Consider the following 18,627-nt stretch of genomic DNA (forward strand, 5'->3'; position numbering starts at 1 on the left):
AGGCCGCGCGCATCGCCGCGCGGCCTGAACCCGGCCGGACGCCGTGCCCCGTGCGGGCCGCCGCATCCGGCCGTTTTTCCTTCCCGTGTTCCATTCCTCAGCGAGCGAACGATGAAAGCCCTCGACCGCATCCTCGAATCCGCGCGCCGCGCGCCGATGCGCATCGCGCTGTGCGAAGCGGACGATCCGCGCGTGCTGCACGCCGCCGCGCGCGCGACGCGCGACGGCATCGCGCGCATCGTGCTCGTCGGCAACCGTGCGGCCATCCACGCGGCAGCCGCGCGCGACGCGATCGATCTCGACGGCATGACGCTCGTCGATCCGGCCGACGCCCCGCAACGCGATGCGTATGCCGACGCGCTGCACGCGCTGCGCGCCAAAAAAGGCATGACCGCCGACGCAGCACGCGACGCGGTGCGCGATCCGTTGACGTACGCCAACCTGATGGTGCGGCTCGGCGACGCGGACGGCTCGGTCGCGGGCGCCGTGCATGCGACGGCCGACGTCGTGCGCGCGGCGATCCAGCTGATCGGCGTGGACCCGGCGTTCCGGATCGTGTCGAGCTTCTTCCTGATGATGCTGTGCGAACCGTTCCACACGATCAAGGGCGGGCTGATCTTCTCCGACTGTGCGCTCGTCGTCGATCCGGATGCCGTCCAGCTCGCCGAAATCGCGATGGCCGCCGCCGACAGCGCACAAGCGCTGCTCGGCGAGGAACCGCGCGTCGCGATGCTGTCGTTCTCGACGAGCGGCAGCGCGCATCACGCGGCCGTCGACAAGGTGACGGCCGCGACCGCGCAGGTGCGCGAACTGCGCCCCACCCTCGCGATCGACGGCGACGTGCAGCTCGACGCGGCGATCGTCGCGGAGATCGCCGAGCGCAAGATCGCGCATTCGCAGGTGGGCGGCCATGCGAACGTGCTCGTGTTCCCGAGCCTCGAGGCCGGTAACATCGGCTACAAGCTCGCCGAACGGATCGGCCGCGCGAAGGCCGTCGGGCCGCTGCTGCAGGGGCTGCGCCGGCCCGCGAACGACCTGTCGCGCGGCTGCAGCGCCGACGACGTGTATCACGTGATCGCGGCGACCACCGTGCAGGCGCAGGCGGCCGCGCAACGCGCCGCGACCGGCGAGGCCGCGCCCGCATGACGGCAGACAAACTGGCGATCCTGATCGCGGTAATCGGCGCCGGCAGCTATTTCCAGACCGTCACCGGCTTCGGGCTCGGGATGATCGTGATGGGCGCGACGAGCGGCTTCGGGCTGGCGCCGCTCGCCACCGTCGCCACGCTGATGAGCGTCGTGTCGCTCGCGAACGGCGCGGCCGCGCTGCCCGGCCGGCTGCATCACATCGACTGGCGCGCGGTCGGCGCGGCGACGCTCGGCATCCTGCCGTCGGTGGTCGCGGGCGTGCTGCTGCTCGAATGCCTGAGCCGCTCGGCGGCCGACCTGCTGCAACTGATCCTCGGCGCGGTCGTGCTGTACGGCGGCCTGAGCGCGGCGCTGCGCCCGACGCCGCTCACGGCGCGCTCGGACAACCGCAGCTTCTTCGTCAGCGGCCTGTTCGGCGGGCTGCTGAGCGGCATGTTCGGCGTGTCGGGGCCGCCGCTGATCTTCCAGTTCTACCGCCAGCCGTTGACGCTCGTGCAGATCCGCTGCGCGCTGATCGTGCTGTTCACGACGACCTCGGCCACGCGTGTGCTGTACAGCGCATGCGAAGGCCAGATCGATCGCGACATCTGGCTGCTGGCCGCGATCGCGACGCCGGTCGTGATGCTGACGACGGTCGCCGCGCGCCACTACCCGCCGCCGCTGTCGCCGGTCGCGCTGCGCCGGTTCGCGTTCGGCGTGCTGATGGCGATCGGCATCGGGCTGATCGCGACGTCGCTGCCGCCGCTGCTGCGCGGCGTGTAGTGCCGCGCGGCGCACGCCGCATCGAACCCTCCGGCGCGCGGCATTCGCGCCGCGATGCGCACGCACACTACTCGCTTCACCGCCGCGCACCGATCCAGCGCGCGATTTCGACGAGCCGCTTCATGTCCGGCGCCGACGCAAGATCGATCGCGAGCCGGTGCCGGTAGTACGGGCCGAGATCGAGCCCGACGCCGAGCCCGAGGACTTCGACGCGGCCGGCCGCTTCCTGGCGCGCGACCACCTGCTTCAGGTGATTGTCGAGGTAGAACGGATCGTTCGCGAGCGCCGTCGCGCCGTCCATCGGGCTGCCATCCGAGATCACGACGAGGATCTTGCGCGCCTCCGGCCGCGCCGCGAGCCGCGCACACGCCCATTCGACCGCTTCGCCGTCAACGCCCTCGCGGAACAGGTCGGCCTTGAACAGCGCGGCGATGCCCGTGCGCGCATGCCGCCAGCGCGTGTCCGCGTCCTTGAACACCAGATGGCCGGTTTCGTTGAGCCGGCCCGGGTGGCGCGGCTTGCCGCGCGCGAGCCAGTCCTGCCGAGCGCGGCCGCCGTTCCAGGCGAGCGTCGTGAAGCCGAGCACTTCGGTGGCGAGGCCGGCGGCATCGCCGGCGCGGGCCAGCGTGTCGACCATCAGCGCGACGCCGTCGATCCACGTCTTCATCGATCCCGAGCAGTCGATCAGGAACGCGAGCGCGCAGTCCACGTGCGGCCGCACGCGTTCGAGCCGGAACAACCGCCGTTCCGCCGGCGAGCTGACGAGCTGCGCGAGCCGGCGGCCGTCGAGGCGGCCGTGCTCCTCGCCGAACGACCAGCCGTCGGCCTGCGGCACGACGAGCGCCGCGCGCAGCACCCGTGCGAGCCGCGTAACGTTGATCCGCTGCGCGGCGACCTGGCGGTCGAGCCGGTCGCGATACTCGCGCAGCAGTGCCGCGCGGATCTGCGCGGCCGGCCGGAGTTCGCGGTCGTAACGCGTCGTGTACGCGCGATAGACGGCATCGCCGCCATGCAGCACGACGCTGTCGCCCGTTTCGACGAGCGCCGGCAGGTCAATGCCCGTGTCGTCGAAATCGACCCATAGCGAGAAATTCGTCAGCGCATCGTCCTGCTCGCGTGCGTCTTCCGATGCCGTTTCGACGACGGCCGCGCGCGCGTCGCGGATCATCGCCGCAATCCGGCGCGCGAGCGTCAGCGCGTGTTCCGCGAATGCGCGCTGATCGTGCCGGCAGCGCTTGAGCCCCGCGAGCGGCACGCCGATCTCCGGCACGATCGCCGCGCGCGACGCTTCGATCAGGTCTTCCGTTTCTTCGAGCACCGGCCAGCCGGTCAGCCGCGACCACGCGATCTGCGCGGCCGTGTACACGAGGATCCCGACATGCGTATCGGCCTGCCCCGACCGGTGAAACGCGCGCGACCAGGTTTCGAAACGATGGCGCAGGTTCTGCAAGACACCGCGCATCGCGGGTGGCGCGAGCGATTCGCAGCGCAGTTGCTCGAGCATTTCGAACAGCACGCGTTCGACCGGATCGTCGCCGGACAACGCGCGATGCAGGTCGGCATCCGAATGCAGGATGCGCAGCGCGGCGCCGTCGGCCGCGCCGCGCCACGACGCGAGATCGTCGTCGGCGGCCTGCGCGCGCAGGTGCGGCGCGTGGATCGGCAGCGGCCGCAGGTCGCGGCACACGCGGCCCGCACGGTAATGCAGCGCCGCATCGCGAGTCAGCGCACGCACGGTCGACGCGCCCAGCGCTTCGCGCGCCGACGCGCGGCGCGCGGCGTCGCGATCGGCGCTCACCGCCCGGCTCCCGGCGCGCCACCGCCGGCGCGCGACGCAACCGCCAGTTCCTCGCCGAAGCAGCGCTGGTAATACTCGGCGACGACGGGCCGCTCGGCGTCGTCGCACTTGTTCAGGAACGTGAGCCGGAACGCGAGTGCCGGATCGCGGAAAATCTGGCAGTTCTCGGCCCAGTTGATCACCGTGCGCGGCGACATCAGCGTGGACAAATCGCCGGTCGCGAAGCCGTTGCGCGTCAGCTCCGCGAGGCTCACCATCGATTCGAGCAGCGGGCGGCCGGCTTCGTCGGCGAGTTCGGGCACGCGTGCACGCACGATGCCGATCTCCTCGTCGCGCGGCAGATAGTCGAGCGTGGCGACCACGTTCCAGCGATCCATCTGCGCATGGTTGAGCATCTGCGTGCCGTGATACAGCCCGTTCAGATTGCCGAGCCCGACCGTGTTCGCCGTCGCGAACAGCCGGAACGACGGATGCGGATGGATCACGCGGTTCTGGTCGAGCAGCGTGAACTTGCCGTCGCGTTCGAGAATCCGCTGGATCACGAACATCACGTCGGGCCGCCCCGCATCGTATTCGTCGAAGATCAGCGCGACGGGCCGCTGCAGCGCCCACGGCACGATGCCTTCCTGGAACTCGGTCACCTGCACGTCGTCGCGCACGACGATCGCATCCTTGCCGACGAGGTCGAGCCGGCTGATGTGGCCGTCGAGGTTCACGCGCACGCACGGCCAGTTCAGCCGCGCCGCGACCTGTTCGATATGCGTCGACTTGCCGGTGCCGTGCATCCCCTGCACGAGCACGCGGCGGTTGCGCGCGAAGCCGGCGAGGATCGCCAGCGTGACGTCCGGGTTGAAACGGTATGCGTCGTCGATATCGGGCACGTGATCGTCGCGCGCGCTGAACGCGGGCACCATCAGGTCCGAATCGAACCCGAACCGTTCGCGGACCGACACCATGCAGTCCGGCTTGTTCGTCACCCCTTCCATTGCGTTGCGCTCCTGTCGTTGCCTGTCTTTGTCGGTGTTTGCGTATCGCTACCCGATGCGCGGGCGTCGATCCTTGTTTACGGAACGATTCGTTCCATCGCCGGCAATCCGCGCCGGCTTGCCGCACCCGCCGCCCCGCGCGGCCGGCCTGTCGGGCCGTTCGGTACAATGGCCGCAGTCCAGTTTCCGGAACGCCTGCCATGCTGCCCGCGGATACGCCCACGCTGCGCGCCTTCGCGCTGCTCGAACATCTCGTCCAGGCCGGCGATGCCGTGTCGCTCGCCGATCTCGTGCGCGAAGTCGATATCCCGAAGGCGTCGCTGCACCGGATGCTCGCGTCGCTCGAAGCCGGCGGCCTCGTGATCCGCGAGCCGGGCCGCAAGAACGCGTACGCGATCGGCCCGCGCCTCGCCCGGCTCGGCACCGGCGTGATGCTGCATGCGGGCGCGCGCCGGCTGCGCCATGCGATCCTCGAACGGCTCGTCGCCGATCTCGGCGAAACCTGCAACCTCACCGCGCTGCACGACACGGAAGTCGTCTATCTCGACCGCGTCGAAGCCGACTGGCCGCTGCGCCTCGACCTGAAGCCCGGCTCGCGCGTGCCCGCGCATTGCAGCGCGAGCGGCAAGCTGCTGCTCGCGCTGCTGCCGCGCGACGAGCGCGCCGCGCTGGTGCGCGCGCTGGCGCTGCCGCGCTACACGCCGAATACGATCTCCGATCCCGAACTGCTCGAAGCCGAACTCGACCGCACCGCGCACAAGGGCGTCGCGATCGACAACGAGGAATTCGTCGCGGGCATCGCGTGCATCGCGGCACCGGTCGTCGGCGACGACGGCGCGTGCATCGCCGCGGTCGCCGTGCATGCGCCCGTGTCGCGCGCGCCGCTGTCGCGGCTGCTCGACTGCGTGCCGCGCCTGCAGGAAGCGGCCGGCGCACTCGCGGCGACCTTCTAGCGCCGCGCGGCGGCACGCGCGCAACGTCATGACGCGCGCTGGTAGTAGATGTTCTGCGGATGCCGCGCATCCGCGAAGAAGAACCAGCGTTCCGCGACCAGCCCCGCATACTGGATCACGAACGCCGCGCCGAGCACGACGGCCGCCGCGACCGACGTCGGCGCGAGCGCGCCCGCGCCGGTCAGGACGAACGGCACCGCGAATGCGCCGGTCAGGAAGTCGGCCTTCACCGCACGCAACGTGCCGTTGCCCTGCCCGTGAAAGAACTCCCGCGTATTGAACGCGCTGGCCGTGAAACCGCGCGACTTCTGTTCGACCTTCTCGTGGCGAATACCGGTCGCGCTCTGCACGGTCGACTTCGGCCGCAGCCGCGCATTGCGCGCGAGCGACGCGAGCCGTGCGACGCAGCCCGCGAACGTCAGCACGCACGCGGCCGCCGCGAGCCGGCCGACCAGCGCCGGCGCGAGCCACGCGGCGCAAGCCGTCGCCAGCGTGCAGCCCGACGCGCAGCCGAGCAGCACGAAGTTCACAAGCGTCAACGGGCTCGCCCATTCCTGCAGGAAACGCAGGCACGCGTAGATCATCGCGGTACACACGAACAGCGCGACGCTCGCGAGCGCGCCGGCCGCGCCGATCAGCAACGTGCCGGGCCAGCCGAACAGGTGGGCCACGCCATACGCGAACGCGCACGCGAGAAACACCGGCAGCGCGATGCATTCGCGCGACAGCCACGACGTGCGCCACATCGCGATCGCGCGCCACGCGCGTTCGGGGTGGCCGAGATGGAAGAACGACGCGAACAGGCCGAGCACGCCGAGCGCGACCGACAGCGCGGCGCCGGTCACGTAGAACGCGGCGGCCACGTCGACGCCGGCCAGGCGCGCGAGCGCCTCGACGCTCACGAGCGTCAACAGCAGACCCTGTGCGGCGCCGCACAGCGTGGTGAGGAAAACGACCGAAAAGGCTGGGCGCATGGCAACTCCGTCTGGTTCTGGATGAAAAGCGCGGGGCTCAGCGCTGCGTCGCGAGCGACACGAGATCGATGTCGCCACGCGCCGCGCGCGCTTCGAACGAGTCGCTCTCGTCGCGGCCGTTCGACCCGCTGCCGCATCCGCCGCTACTGCCGCATGCGCACGATGCTTCGGTCTTCACGCGCGGCAGGTAATGGTTCGACGGCCGCGTGCCCCATTCGGGCATCAACGCATAACCGCCGCGCTCGCGGATCGCGCGCGACACGTCCGACTCCGGATCGTGCACGTCGCCGAACAGCCGCGCCGACGTCGGGCACGCGAGCACGCACGCGGGTTTCCGGTCGCGTTCGGGCAGTGCGTCGTTGTCGATGCGGTCCGCGCACAGCGTGCACTTCGTCATCTCCTTGCGGCCTTCGTCGAGTTCGCGCGCGCCGTACGGGCACGCCCACGCGCAGTACTTGCAGCCGATGCACTTGTCGTAGTCGACCAGCACGATCCCGTCCGACTTGCGCTTGTAGCTCGCGCCGGTCGGACAGACGGGCACGCACGGCGGATCCTCGCAATGCAGGCACGACTTCGGAAAGTGGATCGTGTCGGTCATCGGGAACACGCCCGCTTCGTACGTCTGCACGCGATTGAAGAACGTGCCGGACGGATCGTCGTCGTACGGGCGCAGATCGGCGAGACTGCCGGCTTCGCCCGACGTGTTCCATTCCTTGCAGCTCGTCACGCAGGCATGGCAGCCGACGCACACGTTCAGGTCGATGACGAGGGCCATCTGGGTCATGGTCGTGCTCCTTCGATCAACGGTCGTCGGGTTTCGGGCCGGCGGAAGTCGCGCGCCGCAGCCGTGCGGCGAATGCGCCGGTGCCCGCGAAATACGCCTGCACGCGCTGCAGCACGCGCGGCGTGCCGGGCAGCGCCGGCATCGGCGCGAACTGCGGCAGCGTGGTCGCGGCATCCGCTTCGGCCGGATAGATCCGCACCTGCACGTCGTACCAGCCGGCCTGCCCGGTGATCGGATCGGAGTTCGACATCCGCGCGCCGTCGCGCGCCGCATCCGGCAGCTCGTCGGTAATGACGTGGTTCAGCAGGAAACCGCGCTGCGACTCGCCCGCCTGCGGCCCGAGGTTCCACGCGCCGGCCGCCTTGCCGATCGCGTTCCACGTCCACACGGTGCCGGGCTCCACGGCCTCGCTGTAGCGCGCGCGGCAACGCACCTTGCCCCACGGCGATTCGACGTAGATCCACGCGCCGTCGTCGATCTGCTGCGCGGCGGCCGTCACGGGGTTCACGAACAGATGGTTCTCGCCGTGGATCTGCCGCAGCCACGCGTTCTGCGAATCCCACGAGTGGTACATCGCCATCGGCCGCTGCGTGATCGCCGCGAGCGGATAGCGGCCCGCGTCGGTCAACCCGCTTTCGAGCGACTGGTGCCAGAACGGCAGCGGATCGAAATAACGCGCGATGCGTTCGCGCAGATGGTCGGGCGGCTGGCGGCCCGACGTGCGCCCCTGCGCGGCGAGCCGAAATTTCTGCATCACGTCCGAGTAGAGCTGGATCACGATCGGCACGCCGAACTTGCGCATCCCGTTGTCGACCGCCCACTGCATGTACGGGCCGTTGCAGTTGCGCATGTACTGCAGCGGCTCCGGCAACCGGTGGTGGTACACGCAGTTGTTCTCCGCGTAACGCTTCCACTGGTCGGGGTTCGGCTCGCCGACGACGGCCTTGTCGCCGTCCTTGCCGCGCCAGCCGATCAGGAAGCCGGTGCCCGAATCGGGCGCGGTCTGGAAGTTGATGACGAAATCCGGATAGTCGCGGTACTTGCGCTGCCCGTCCGCCGTCGTGAAGGCCGGAAACTTCAGCCGGCTCGCGAGCTCGATCAGCACTTCCTGGAACGGCTTGCACTCGCCGGTCGGCGGCACGACGGGCACGCGCACCGAGTCGACCGGGCCGTCGAATTCGGAGATCGGCCGGTCGAGCACCGACATCACGTCATGCCGTTCGAGGTAGGTGGTGTCCGGCAGGATCAGGTCGGCGAACGCCGTCATCTCCGACGCGAACGCATCGCACACGACGAGGAACGGGATCCGGTATTCGCCGTCGTCGCGCTTGTCGATCAGCATCTTGCGCACTTCCGTCGTGTTCATCGACGAATTCCACGCCATGTTGGCCATGAAGATCAGCAGCGTATCGATCGGATAGGGATCACCGCGCCACGCATTGGTGATCACCGAATGCATGAGCCCGTGCACCGCGAGCGGGTATTCCCAGGAGAACGCCTTGTCCAGCCGCGCGGGCGTGCCGTCCGGATGCACGAACAGGTCCTCGGGGCCGGCGGGCCAGCCGAGCGGGCCGGTCGCAAGCGGCGTGTTCGGCCTGATCTGGCCGGGATCGTTCGGCGGCTTCGCCGACGGCGGCACCGCGCGCGGATACGGCGCCTTGTGCCGGAAGCCGCCCGGCCGGTCGATCGTGCCGAGCAGCGACATCAGCACCGCGAGCGCGCGGATCGTCTGGAAGCCGTTCGAATGGGCGGCGAGCCCGCGCATCGCATGGAACGCGATCGGCACACCCTTCACCGTCGCATGTTCCCTGCCCCACGAATCGGTCCAGCGCACCGGCAGCTCGATCGCGTGCTCGCGCGCGACCGTCTCCATCTCGCGGGCGAGGCGGCGGATCGTGTCGGCCGCGATGCCGGTGATGTCGGCCGCCCACTCGGGCGTGCAACCGGCCACCTGTTCGCGCAGCAGCGTGAACGACGGCGCGACGGGCGTGCCGTCGTCGAGCGTGTAGCGGCCGTCGAGCGCCGGTTCGGCGCCTTCCGTGTGATGCAGCACCGCGCGGTTCGTCTTCGTGTCCCACCACATCCGGTTCTGCGGATACAGCGCGTTGACTTCCGGCGCGCCGGCGTCACGCACGAACAGCCCGAACGTGTCGGCGCCGTCGCGCTGGTCGACCAGCTCGGCCGCGTTCGTGAAGCGCGACACGAATTCGAGGTCGAACGCGTCGCGCGCGATCAGCTCGTGCATCAGCGCCATGAACAGCGCGCCGTCGGTGCCGGGGCGAATCGGAATCCATTCGTCGGCGATCGCCGCGTAGCCGGTGCGCACCGGATTGATCGCGATGAAGCGGCCGCCCGCGCGCTTGAACTTGCCGAGCGCGATCTTCAGCGGATTCGAATGGTGGTCTTCCGCGGTGCCGATCATGAAGAACAGCTTCGCGTGGTCGAGATCGGGCCCGCCGAATTCCCAGAACGAGCCGCCGATCGTGTAGATCATCCCGGCCGCCATGTTCGCCGAACAGAACCCGCCATGCGCCGCATAGTTCGGCGTACCGAACTGTTTCGCGAACAGGCCGGTGAGCGCCTGCATCTGGTCGCGGCCGGTGAACAGCGCGAACCGCTTCGGGTCGGTCGCGCGCAGGTGTGAGAGGCGCTTTTCGAGCACGTCGAACGCGACGTCCCACGACACCGGCTCGAACTGCGCGTCGCCGCGCTCGGCGCCCGGCTTGCGCATCAGCGGCTGCGTGAGCCGCGCGGGCGAATACTGCTTCATGATCCCCGACGAACCTTTCGCGCAGATGACGCCCTGGTTCAGCGGATGCTCCGGATTGCCGTCGATGTAACGCACCTCGCCGTCGCGCAGGTGCACGCGGATGCCGCAGCGGCACGCGCACATGTAGCACGTCGTCGTCTTGATATCGGCCTGCTCGTCGCGTTCGCGTGCCCGATGTTCCATCGTCTGTCCTCGTTCGCGGATGAGGGCGCCCCCCGCGGGGCACGCCCGTGAATCGATTCGTCCATGCTAGTCGCGCCGGCCGCCGACATAAAGTCGCATCCTCCGATCGGTTCTATCGCGCGGCCCGATAGTTGGCCGCGCGATCCATCGGGCCGCCGCCGGCGCCGCATGCGCAAAGACCCGGCTTGCGTGCCGGGCCTTCGACGTCATGCATTACCGGGTATTACCGCGGCGGATACGCGAGCAGTTCGCTGTCGTCGAGATGCTCGCGGCGGCTGCGGCGCGTGAGCCCGTAAGCGACGACCAGCACGGCGAGGCTTGCGACGCCGAGCCACAGCGGCTTGCGCTGGTCCGGGATGAACGCCATCGCGACGAGGATGCCGACCATGCCGACGATCGCGACCCAGGTGAGGTACGGATACGCCCACATCCTGACGCGCAGCTTGCTCGCGGCCACCGGGTCGAGACGCTTGCGCAGGCGCAGTTGCGAGAACGCGATCAGCACGTACACGAACAGCGCGACGGTGCCGTACGAATTGACGAGGAACGCGAACACGGTATCGGGCGACACGTACGACATCACGACCGACACGTAGCCGAACACCGTGCCGAGCAGGATCGCGCGCACCGGCACGCCGCGCTTGTTGACCTTCGCGAGTGCGGCCGGCGCATCGCCGTGGCGGGTCAGTGCAAACAGCATCCGCGACGCCGCATAGAGGCCCGAGTTGAGTGCTGACAGCACGGCCGTCAGCACGATCGCGTTCATCACGTTGGCGGCGGCCGGCAGGCCCATCACTTCAAGCGCGCTGACGTACGGCGTGGCCATCTGATGCGAATTCCACGGCACCAGCGCGACGACGAGCGCGACCGAGCCGACGTAGAACACCAGCACGCGGGTGATCACCGAATTGGTGGCCTTCGCGACGGCTTTCGCGGGCTCCTTGGCCTCGGCCGCCGCGATCGTGACGATCTCGGCGCCGAAGTAGAAGCCGGTCGCCGCGACCGCCCCGCTCATCACCGGCCCGATGCCGAGCGGCATGAAGCCGCCGTGGCCGAGCAGCGTCGGCAGCACGGAAGTCGTGTGCATCGACGCGGGCCACAGGCCGAGCACGTAGAGGCCGCCGAGGAACAGGAACACGATGATCGCGCCGACCTTGATCGACGAGAACCAGAACTCGAACTCGCCGTAGCTGCCGACCGAGATCAGGTTCGTGAGCGTCAGCACGACCAGCAGCGCGAGGCTGATGATCCACGCCGGTGTGTCGGGCAGCCAGAACTGGATCAGCTTGGCGCCGGCGACCGCTTCGAGCGCGACGACGATCACCCAGAAATACCAGTACATCCAGCCGGTGAGGAAGCCCGCCATCTTGCCGGGCCCGCGCCAGTTGCCGAACGCGAGCCGTGCGTATTCGTAGAACGAGCCGACGGCCGGCATCGCGCAGGCCATCTCGCCGAGCATCCGCATCACGAGCACGACCAGCCCGCCCGTGATCAGGAACGACAGGATCGCCGCCGGCCCCGTCTGCTGAATCACCACGCCGCTGCCGACGAACAGCCCGGCACCGATCACGCCGCCAAGCGCGATCATCGTCATGTGGCGCTGCTTGAGCCCACACTTCAGGTCACTCTGGTTCATCGAGGGTTGCATGTCTTCTCCATATCCAGTTGTCCGGACGCCGCCCGCGCCACCGTCGGGTGAACGCGGGCGCCGCCGGCGACGGCGCGTACAGGGGCGCCTGCAGCCCCGGCCGCACGGATTTCCGCTGCTTTTCTTGTGTTGGACGGCCCGGCGCGCGTTGCATCACGCCGGGCGATGTGCACTGCGTTCAGGGCTTTTTCAGGGCTTTTCGTCGTTCCTGAAGTACGACAGGTAGAGCATCCGCTGCCCGATGCGCCGGAACGGCGCGAACGGGTGGCCGGGCAGCGGCGACGTGAAGATCGGCAGCGTCTGGCGTGCGCCCTTCCCCGCGATCTGTTCGGCGAGCCGGCGGCCGGCCTGCTGCGAATACGACACGCCGTTGCCGCCGTAGCCGAGCGCGTAGTACACCGACTGGCGCGGGTCGGGCTGGCACACGCGCGGCATCATGTCGTGGCTCACGTCGACCCAGCCCCACCACGAATAATCGATCTGCACGCCGCGCAGCGCGGGAAACTTGCGCGCCATCCCTTCCTTCAGCAATTCGACATGGCGCGGGTTCGGCGCATCGTCGCCGGTGATCGCGCTGCGGCTGCCGATCTGCAGACGGCGATCGGGCAGGAAACGGTAGTAGAAGCGCAGCGTACGCGTATCGGTCAGCACCTGCGTCGTGCGGAAATTGCACGCGTCGATTTCCGCGTCGGTGAGCGGGCGCGTGACCATCGAATTCGACAGGATCGGCATCACCTTGCTGCGCAGCGACGGATGCAGCGTCTGCGCCGTGTACGCACCGGTCGCGATGCCGACCGCGCGGGCACGCACGACGCCGCCGGGCGTGCGCAGGTGGTGCACGCCGTCGATCGTCTCGAAGCCGAGCACCGGGCTGCTCGTATGCACCTTCGCGCCGGCTGCGCGCGCGAGGCGCAGGTAGCCGAACGCGAGCTTCAGCGCATGGATGCCGATGCCTTCCGGCTCGTGCAGCGCGCCGGCCGCCTCGTGGTCGTTGATGAATTCACGGCGGAAGGTTTCCGCGCTCAGCAGTTCGGACGGGTAGCCGAACACGTCCTTCCACACCTTCGCCTCGGCTGCGAGCTTCGCCATGATGCGCGGACGGTGCGCGATCAGGAAATGGCCACCCGGCTGCGGATCGCAGTCGATTTCCGACACCAGCGACTTGAAGTGTTCGAAGCCTTCGAGGATCTCGTCGTGCATCTTCAGCGCGACGTCCTTGCCCCAGCGCTCGATCCACTGCGAGCGCGACAGCCGGCCCGACGCGTTCTGCCCCTGGCCGCCGTTGCGGCTGCTGCAGCCCCAGCTGGTGCGGTTGGCCTCGAGCACGACGGCCTTGATGCCATGGTCTCGCGCAAGGCACAGCGCGGTCGCGAGGCCCGTGTAGCCGGCGCCGATGATCGCGACGTCGACGTCGAGGTCGCGCGTGACGGGGCCGTCGTCGGGCGGCGGGTTGCCGGCCGTCGCGACCCAGTAGGTCGGCGCGTACTGCTTGCCGCAACCTGGCCCCGGCGACACGAGCGGATCGTAGGTCGGGTCGTAACGCGTATCGTTCGACCGGCCGCCGGCAAAACCGCTCGCGGTGCGTTCGATGGAAGGGGTCGACATGGTCAGACCTCCGATGCGGGCTTGCCTGCCGCGCCGCAACGGGCGCGCGAGGCGATTCGACTGACTGATGCGGGGCGTACGCTCGCCGGGCGGGCGAATGCTGCCGACTGCCTGTTGGTCATGCCTGTCTCCTGATCGTTCTCTTCGGGTCGATCGTGTGCAGATGCTTCAATGCGGCGATCTGTCGAGGAAAGTGTAGGCAGGCCGTTTTTTGGCAGGTAGGGCCAGTGGGCCGGATTCGCTTGGACCAGCGTGCGAGGGTGTCGAACGGCGGGGAATGGCGGGCGACCGCGGGCGGGCGGCGGCAGTCGCGGCGCGTGCTCTCCCCGGACAATCGGGAGCCCGAACGGCGGGCAGCAGCGGACGAGCGGTTGGCGGTAACGATCAGCAACGCGGACGCGGGCGCGGGCGCCGCCGACTGATGATCGATGACCGACGACCGCCTCGTCGAAACGGCCCCGCGCCCCGCCCGCTCCCTCCGCCCCGCCCGCCGTCACATCGCGCGCACCGCGACCTCGGCCACGCTGCCGCGCTTCTCGATCGCCCGCGCGGACACGATCGACAGGAGTGCAGACAACATCACGTACACCCCGACGAGCCACGGCGCACCGCCGTTCACGCGCAGCAACGCGGTCGCGACGATCGGCGTCAGGCCGCTCGCGAAGATGCCCGACACCTGGTAGACGAACGAAATGCCCGTGTACCGCACGTTCGCGTCGAACAGCTCCGCGAACAGCGCGGCCTCCGGCCCGTACGCCATCGCGTAGAAGATCCCGAACGGGATCACCAGCGCGAGCCATACGGCGAGCAGGTTCGACGATTGCGTCTGCAGCAGCCAGAACGCGGGCAGCACCGACAGCCCGCACAGCGTCGCGCCCCACCGGTACACCCGCGCGCGGCCGAGTCGGTCGGACAGGCTGCCGAACACGGGGATGAACCCGCACATCACGACCGCCGCGCTCATCACGCCGAGCAGCGCGTCGCCGCGCGAGATCGACAGGTTGCGCGTCATGTAGCCGATCGAGAACACCGCGAACACGTTGAAGAACACGCCGTCGATATAGCGCGCGCCCATCCCGAGCAGGATCGCCTGCCGGTAGTTGGCGAGCAGTTCGACCACCGGCAGCTTCGTATCGCGCCGCTGGCGCTTGAGCGCGACGAATTCGGGCGTATCGGCCACCCGCGTGCGGATGTAGAAGCCGACCGCGACGAGCAGCAGCGACGCCGCGAACGCCACGCGCCAGCCCCATGCGAGGAACGCGGCGTCCGGCAACACGCGCGACAGCGCCGCGACCACGCCGGCCGCGAGGCACAGCCCGATCGCGAGCCCGATCTGCGGCAGGCTCGCGTACAGCCCGCGCCGGTGCGGCGGCGCATATTCGTACGCCATCAGCACCGCGCCGCCCCACTCGCCGCCGAGGCCGATGCCCTGCAGCACGCGCAGCGTCAGCAGCAGCACCGGCGCCCACATGCCGATCTGCGCGTAGGTCGGCAGGAACGCGACGCCGGCCGTCGACACGCCCATGATCAGCATCGTCAGGATCAGCGCGGACTTGCGCCCGACGCGGTCGCCGAGATGGCCGAACAGCAAGCCGCCGAGCGGCCGCGTGACGAAGCCGACCGCGAACGTCGCATACGCGAGCATCGTCGACACGAACGGGTCGCCGGCCGGAAAGTACTGCTTGTCGAACACGATGCCGGCGACCACGCCGTACAGGAAAAAGTCGTACCACTCGACGGTCGCGCCGATCACGCTGGCCGCGGCCACGCGTCGGACGACCCGGGATTCGATTGCCATGCGAGCTTCTCCAGGTAAGGATGCGCCGCAACCTGCCCCGACGCCGTACCGGCGGGGGCATCGATGAACGCGCGGCGGCCGTCCGGGCGCAGGCGCACGGGCCACGCGGGAAGATGCGTGGCGAGGCCCTACGCGACGGCCTCGGCGGCCGGCGCGACGCTGCGGCCGCGATCGGCGGCGCGCGCGTCGTCGAGGATCATGTCGGACGCCTTCTCGGCGACCATCACGATCGGCACGTTGGTATTGCCCGATACGAGGGTCGGCATGATCGAGCAGTCGACCACGCGCAGCCCGCGCGTGCCGTACACGCGCAGCCGCTCGTCGACGACCGCGAGCGGATCGCTCGCGACGCCCATTTTCGCCGTACCGGACGGATGAAAGATCGTCTGCCCGTATTCCCGGCAGAACTCGAGCAGCTCGTCGTCCGTCTGCGCGTCCGCGCCCGGCCGCACCTCGCGCTTCATCAGCGGCGCCATCGGCTCGGTGGCCGCGACGCGTCGCGCGAAGCGCACGCCGGCCACCGTCGTGCGGCGGTCGCGCTCGGTGTCGAGATAGTTCGGCTGGATCGACGGCGCGTCGCGCGCGTCGTCGGTGCGGATTCGCACGGTGCCGCGCGATTCGGGCCGCAGCTGGCAGATCGAATACGTGCAGCCGGGGAACGGATGCACGCTGCCGCCCGCCGAATCCGCCGACAGCGTCGAGAAATGGAACTGGATGTCGGGCGTCGCCGATTCGTGCGGCAGCGCACGGCAGAACATCCCGCCCTGGTTGATGCCGATCGCGAGCGGGCCGCCGCGGAACAGCGCCCATTGCAGCCCCATCTTCGCGCGGCCGACCCACGAATGCAGTTCGTCGTTGGTCGTGATCGGCTTCGTCACTTCATAGATCAGACGAATCTGCAGATGATCCTGCAGGTTCTCGCCGACGCCCGCCCGATCGGCGACGACCGGAATCCCGTGCCGGCCCAGCAGCGCGGCCGGCCCGACGCCCGACACCTGCAGCAGTTGCGGCGACTGCAGCGCGCCGGCCGCGAGGATCACCTCGCGCAGCGCACGCACGTCGTGAACCTTGCCGTGCTGCACGTACCGAACGCCGGACGCCTGCGTGCCGTCGAACAGCACCTTCAGCGCCTGCGCATCGGTTTCGACATGCAGGTTCGGCCGCCCGCGCGCGGGTTTCAGGTAGGCCACCGCCGTCGAGCAGCGCAGCCCGTTGCGCGTGGTGAGCTGGTAGTAGCCCACGCCTTCCTGGTCGCCCGTGTTGAAATCGTCGACGGTGCGCACGCCGAGCCGGTTCGACGCGGCGACGAACGCATCGACGAGTTCATGCCGCTGCCGGATCGCGGAAGCCCACAGCGGGCCGCCGGTGCCGCGCGTCGGCCCTTCGCCGAGCGTGTTGTGTTCGAGCTTGCGGAAATACGGCAGGCACTCGCGCCAGCTCCAGCCGCGATTGCCGAGCGCGGCCCAGTGATCGTAGTCCTGCTGCTGCCCGCGCACGTAGATCAGCCCGTTGATCGAGCTGCAGCCGCCGAGCGTGCGGCCGCGCGGCCAGTACAGGCGGCGGTTGTGCATGTTCGGATCGGGATCGGTGTGGAAGCCCCAGTTGTACACGGGGTGGAACATCGTCTTGCCGTAGCCGATCGGCACGTGGATCCACATATAGCTGTCGGCGGGGCCGGCTTCCAGCAGGCACACCGTATGGCGGCCGCCGTCGGACAGCCGGTTGGCGAGGACGCAACCGGCCGATCCCGCGCCGACCACGACATAGTCGAAGCTGCGTGTCATTCCGTGTCTCCGTTCCGGGGTTTTAAAAAAATCCGGTATGTTTCGTCCAAATTTATTGAGCACACGGAGCACGTACAAGCCGATTTATTGTCCACGCGGCGAATGTGGTACAAAAACCGTTCAATTCGTTTCATTTCCATCGCATACACACCATCCCGGGACGCACGCCGATCCCGACGGAGGAGACACATGCGCGAACCTGCCCCCGCGCTGCCCGACGGCGCGCCCGCCGACGACGCGCGCGTGCTGCGCGCCCTCGCCGTGCTCGAAGCGCTCGCGTCGGCCGGCCAGCCGTACACGCTGTCGCAGCTCGCCGCGCGGCTGCATATCCCGAAGGCGACGCTGCTGCGGCTGATCGAGTCGCTGGAGGCGCGTGGCTACGTGATCCACATGCCCGACTCGCGCGGCCACGACCGCGGCATCGCGCTCGGCCCGCGTGCCGCGCAGTTCGCGCTCGCGGCGCTGTCGAACAACACCTTCACGCGCGGCTGCCGCTCGGTGCTGCGCGCGCTCGTCGACGTGCTCGGCGAAACCTGCAACCTCACCGCGCTCGACGGCGACACGGTGCTGTACGTCGAACGCGTCGAGACGACCGAGCCGCTGCGGCTCGAGATGCGGCCCGGCATGCGCGTGCCGCTGCACTGCACGGCGAGCGGCAAGCTGTTCCTGTCGCAGATGAATGCACTGGAGCGCAACGCGATGCTCGCGCGGCTCACGCTGAAGAAGATGACCTACCGGACGCTGACCGATGCGCAACTGCTCGCGGCCGAGCTCGACCGGCTCGCCGCGCGCGGCGTCGGCATCGACAACGAGGAATTCGTGCGCGGGATGGTGGCCGTCGCGGTGGCGGTGAAGGATGCGGCGAGCGGCCGCTTGCTTGCGGCGCTCGCCGTGCATGCGCCGACCGCGCGCGCGACGCTCAACGATCTGCTGGAGAACGTGCCGAAAATGCGCGACGCGGCGACGCGGCTCGCCCCGCTGCTGCAGGCGGCCGATGGCGCGCCGGCGGGTTGAAGCGGCTTTGCGCGGTCACGCGTTCAAGCGTTCAAGCGTTCAAGCGTTCAAGCGTTCAAGCGAGGTGATAACGCAGCCAGAAGGTTTCGCGGCACGCGTTGTCGAACGTCATCCGCGTCGGGCCGATCGGCTGCGCATCGGGATGGCGAAGCACGTCGTAGTCGATCCAGCACTCGGCGCACAGCAGGTCGGACGGCGCTCGGTCCTGCTCGACCGAGCGGCGCACGATCGCGCCGTTGTCGAAGCGGTATTCGGTTTCGTCGCGCGTGACCTCGACGTCGTCGTCGGTCCAGCGGTCGTGCGACGTGACATGCGACACGATCGACACCGGGCCCGCGAGCCCGTGGATCGCGGCGACGTAGGAAATGAGCTTGTCCATGGCGAGGCGGCGAACGAAGGGATGGCCGCCTCGCGCAACAT

General features: G+C 69.2%; 14 protein-coding genes. 4 read left to right on the plus strand and 10 right to left on the minus strand.

All coding sequences use genetic code 11. The features are described from left to right. Window positions 1-111: 111 nt before the first annotated feature. Window positions 112-1,146 (plus strand): phosphate acetyltransferase, encoded by a 1,035-nt coding sequence (gene pta / locus E9536_RS02160; RefSeq protein ID WP_136469199.1) that lies wholly within the window; start codon window positions 112-114, stop codon window positions 1,144-1,146. Further along, window positions 1,143-1,910, plus strand: coding sequence for a sulfite exporter TauE/SafE family protein (locus E9536_RS02165; RefSeq protein ID WP_060085056.1), 768 nt, complete (start codon window positions 1,143-1,145; stop codon window positions 1,908-1,910). Before pta ends, E9536_RS02165 begins: the two co-directional genes overlap by 4 nt. 76 nt (window positions 1,911-1,986) lie before the next feature. Here E9536_RS02165 and E9536_RS02170 read toward each other — a convergent pair whose 3' ends face one another. Further along, entirely contained in the window at window positions 1,987-3,708 is a 1,722-nt protein-coding gene (locus E9536_RS02170; RefSeq protein WP_136469200.1) for a cobalt chelatase, read from the minus strand. Next, on the minus strand, window positions 3,705-4,694 hold the full coding sequence (locus tag E9536_RS02175; RefSeq protein WP_060373051.1) for an AAA family ATPase: 990 nt from the start codon (window positions 4,692-4,694) through the stop codon (window positions 3,705-3,707). Before E9536_RS02175 ends, E9536_RS02170 begins: the two co-directional genes overlap by 4 nt. 200 nt (window positions 4,695-4,894) lie before the next feature. On the opposite strand from E9536_RS02175, the gene E9536_RS02180 reads away from it, so the two are divergent. Then, a complete protein-coding gene (locus E9536_RS02180) occupies window positions 4,895-5,647 on the plus strand; it encodes an IclR family transcriptional regulator (RefSeq protein ID WP_021157633.1) in 753 nt (250 codons plus the stop codon). Between the two features lie 26 nt (window positions 5,648-5,673). Here the strand turns inward: E9536_RS02180 and E9536_RS02185 are convergent, their stop codons facing one another. From E9536_RS02185 to E9536_RS02225, 7 genes are all read right to left on the minus strand, one after another. Further along, window positions 5,674-6,621: a DmsC/YnfH family molybdoenzyme membrane anchor subunit gene (locus tag E9536_RS02185; protein WP_136469201.1), complete on the minus strand. Its 948-nt coding sequence runs from the start codon at window positions 6,619-6,621 to the stop codon at window positions 5,674-5,676. A 37-nt stretch (window positions 6,622-6,658) separates the two neighbouring features. Beyond that, the gene (locus tag E9536_RS02190; protein WP_136469202.1) at window positions 6,659-7,405 is read right to left on the minus strand and encodes a 4Fe-4S dicluster domain-containing protein; all 747 of its coding nucleotides are present in this window, start codon (window positions 7,403-7,405) and stop codon (window positions 6,659-6,661) included. Between the two features lie 16 nt (window positions 7,406-7,421). After that, window positions 7,422-10,358, minus strand: a complete 2,937-nt coding sequence (locus E9536_RS02195) for a molybdopterin oxidoreductase family protein (RefSeq protein ID WP_136469203.1) — start codon at window positions 10,356-10,358, stop codon at window positions 7,422-7,424. A gap of 223 nt (window positions 10,359-10,581) precedes the next feature. Further along, a complete protein-coding gene (locus E9536_RS02200; protein WP_027791249.1) occupies window positions 10,582-12,006 on the minus strand; it encodes an amino acid permease in 1,425 nt (474 codons plus the stop codon). A 189-nt stretch (window positions 12,007-12,195) separates the two neighbouring features. After that, entirely contained in the window at window positions 12,196-13,611 is a 1,416-nt protein-coding gene (locus E9536_RS02210) for an FAD-binding oxidoreductase (RefSeq protein ID WP_021157628.1), read from the minus strand. Between the two features lie 493 nt (window positions 13,612-14,104). Beyond that, window positions 14,105-15,409, minus strand: a complete 1,305-nt coding sequence (locus E9536_RS02220; RefSeq protein ID WP_027791248.1) for an MFS transporter — start codon at window positions 15,407-15,409, stop codon at window positions 14,105-14,107. Window positions 15,410-15,537: 128 nt separating this feature from the next. Next, entirely contained in the window at window positions 15,538-17,193 is a 1,656-nt protein-coding gene (locus E9536_RS02225) for a choline dehydrogenase (RefSeq protein WP_136469204.1), read from the minus strand. A 189-nt stretch (window positions 17,194-17,382) separates the two neighbouring features. Between E9536_RS02225 and E9536_RS02230 the strand changes: the two genes are divergently transcribed. Next, window positions 17,383-18,207, plus strand: coding sequence for an IclR family transcriptional regulator (locus tag E9536_RS02230; RefSeq protein ID WP_136469205.1), 825 nt, complete (start codon window positions 17,383-17,385; stop codon window positions 18,205-18,207). 55 nt (window positions 18,208-18,262) lie between these two features. Here E9536_RS02230 and E9536_RS02235 read toward each other — a convergent pair whose 3' ends face one another. Next, window positions 18,263-18,586 carry a hypothetical protein gene (locus E9536_RS02235; RefSeq protein ID WP_027791245.1) on the minus strand — a complete coding sequence of 108 codons (324 nt, stop codon included), beginning with the start codon at window positions 18,584-18,586 and terminating at the stop codon, window positions 18,263-18,265. Window positions 18,587-18,627 lie beyond the last annotated feature (41 nt).

It is taken from the genome of Burkholderia sp. LS-044 (genome assembly GCF_004803625.1).
Taxonomy (GTDB): Bacteria; Pseudomonadota; Gammaproteobacteria; order Burkholderiales; family Burkholderiaceae; genus Burkholderia; species Burkholderia cepacia.

Excerpts from the sequence above, each read along its gene's own strand:
- E9536_RS02210 (WP_021157628.1), bottom strand. The coding sequence starts at position 13,611 with ATGTCGACCCCTTCCATCGAACGCACCGCGAGCGGTTTTGCCGGCGGC.
- E9536_RS02230 (WP_136469205.1), top strand. The coding sequence starts at position 17,383 with ATGCGCGAACCTGCCCCCGCGCTGCCCGACGGCGCGCCCGCCGACGAC.
- E9536_RS02180 (WP_021157633.1), top strand. The coding sequence starts at position 4,895 with ATGCTGCCCGCGGATACGCCCACGCTGCGCGCCTTCGCGCTGCTCGAA.
- E9536_RS02185 (WP_136469201.1), bottom strand. The coding sequence starts at position 6,621 with ATGCGCCCAGCCTTTTCGGTCGTTTTCCTCACCACGCTGTGCGGCGCC.
- E9536_RS02175 (WP_060373051.1), bottom strand. The coding sequence starts at position 4,694 with ATGGAAGGGGTGACGAACAAGCCGGACTGCATGGTGTCGGTCCGCGAA.
- pta (WP_136469199.1), top strand. The coding sequence starts at position 112 with ATGAAAGCCCTCGACCGCATCCTCGAATCCGCGCGCCGCGCGCCGATG.
- E9536_RS02235 (WP_027791245.1), bottom strand. The coding sequence starts at position 18,586 with ATGGACAAGCTCATTTCCTACGTCGCCGCGATCCACGGGCTCGCGGGC.
- E9536_RS02220 (WP_027791248.1), bottom strand. The coding sequence starts at position 15,409 with ATGGCAATCGAATCCCGGGTCGTCCGACGCGTGGCCGCGGCCAGCGTG.
- E9536_RS02195 (WP_136469203.1), bottom strand. The coding sequence starts at position 10,358 with ATGGAACATCGGGCACGCGAACGCGACGAGCAGGCCGATATCAAGACG.
- E9536_RS02165 (WP_060085056.1), top strand. The coding sequence starts at position 1,143 with ATGACGGCAGACAAACTGGCGATCCTGATCGCGGTAATCGGCGCCGGC.
- E9536_RS02225 (WP_136469204.1), bottom strand. The coding sequence starts at position 17,193 with ATGACACGCAGCTTCGACTATGTCGTGGTCGGCGCGGGATCGGCCGGT.
- E9536_RS02190 (WP_136469202.1), bottom strand. The coding sequence starts at position 7,405 with ATGACCCAGATGGCCCTCGTCATCGACCTGAACGTGTGCGTCGGCTGC.
- E9536_RS02200 (WP_027791249.1), bottom strand. The coding sequence starts at position 12,006 with ATGCAACCCTCGATGAACCAGAGTGACCTGAAGTGTGGGCTCAAGCAG.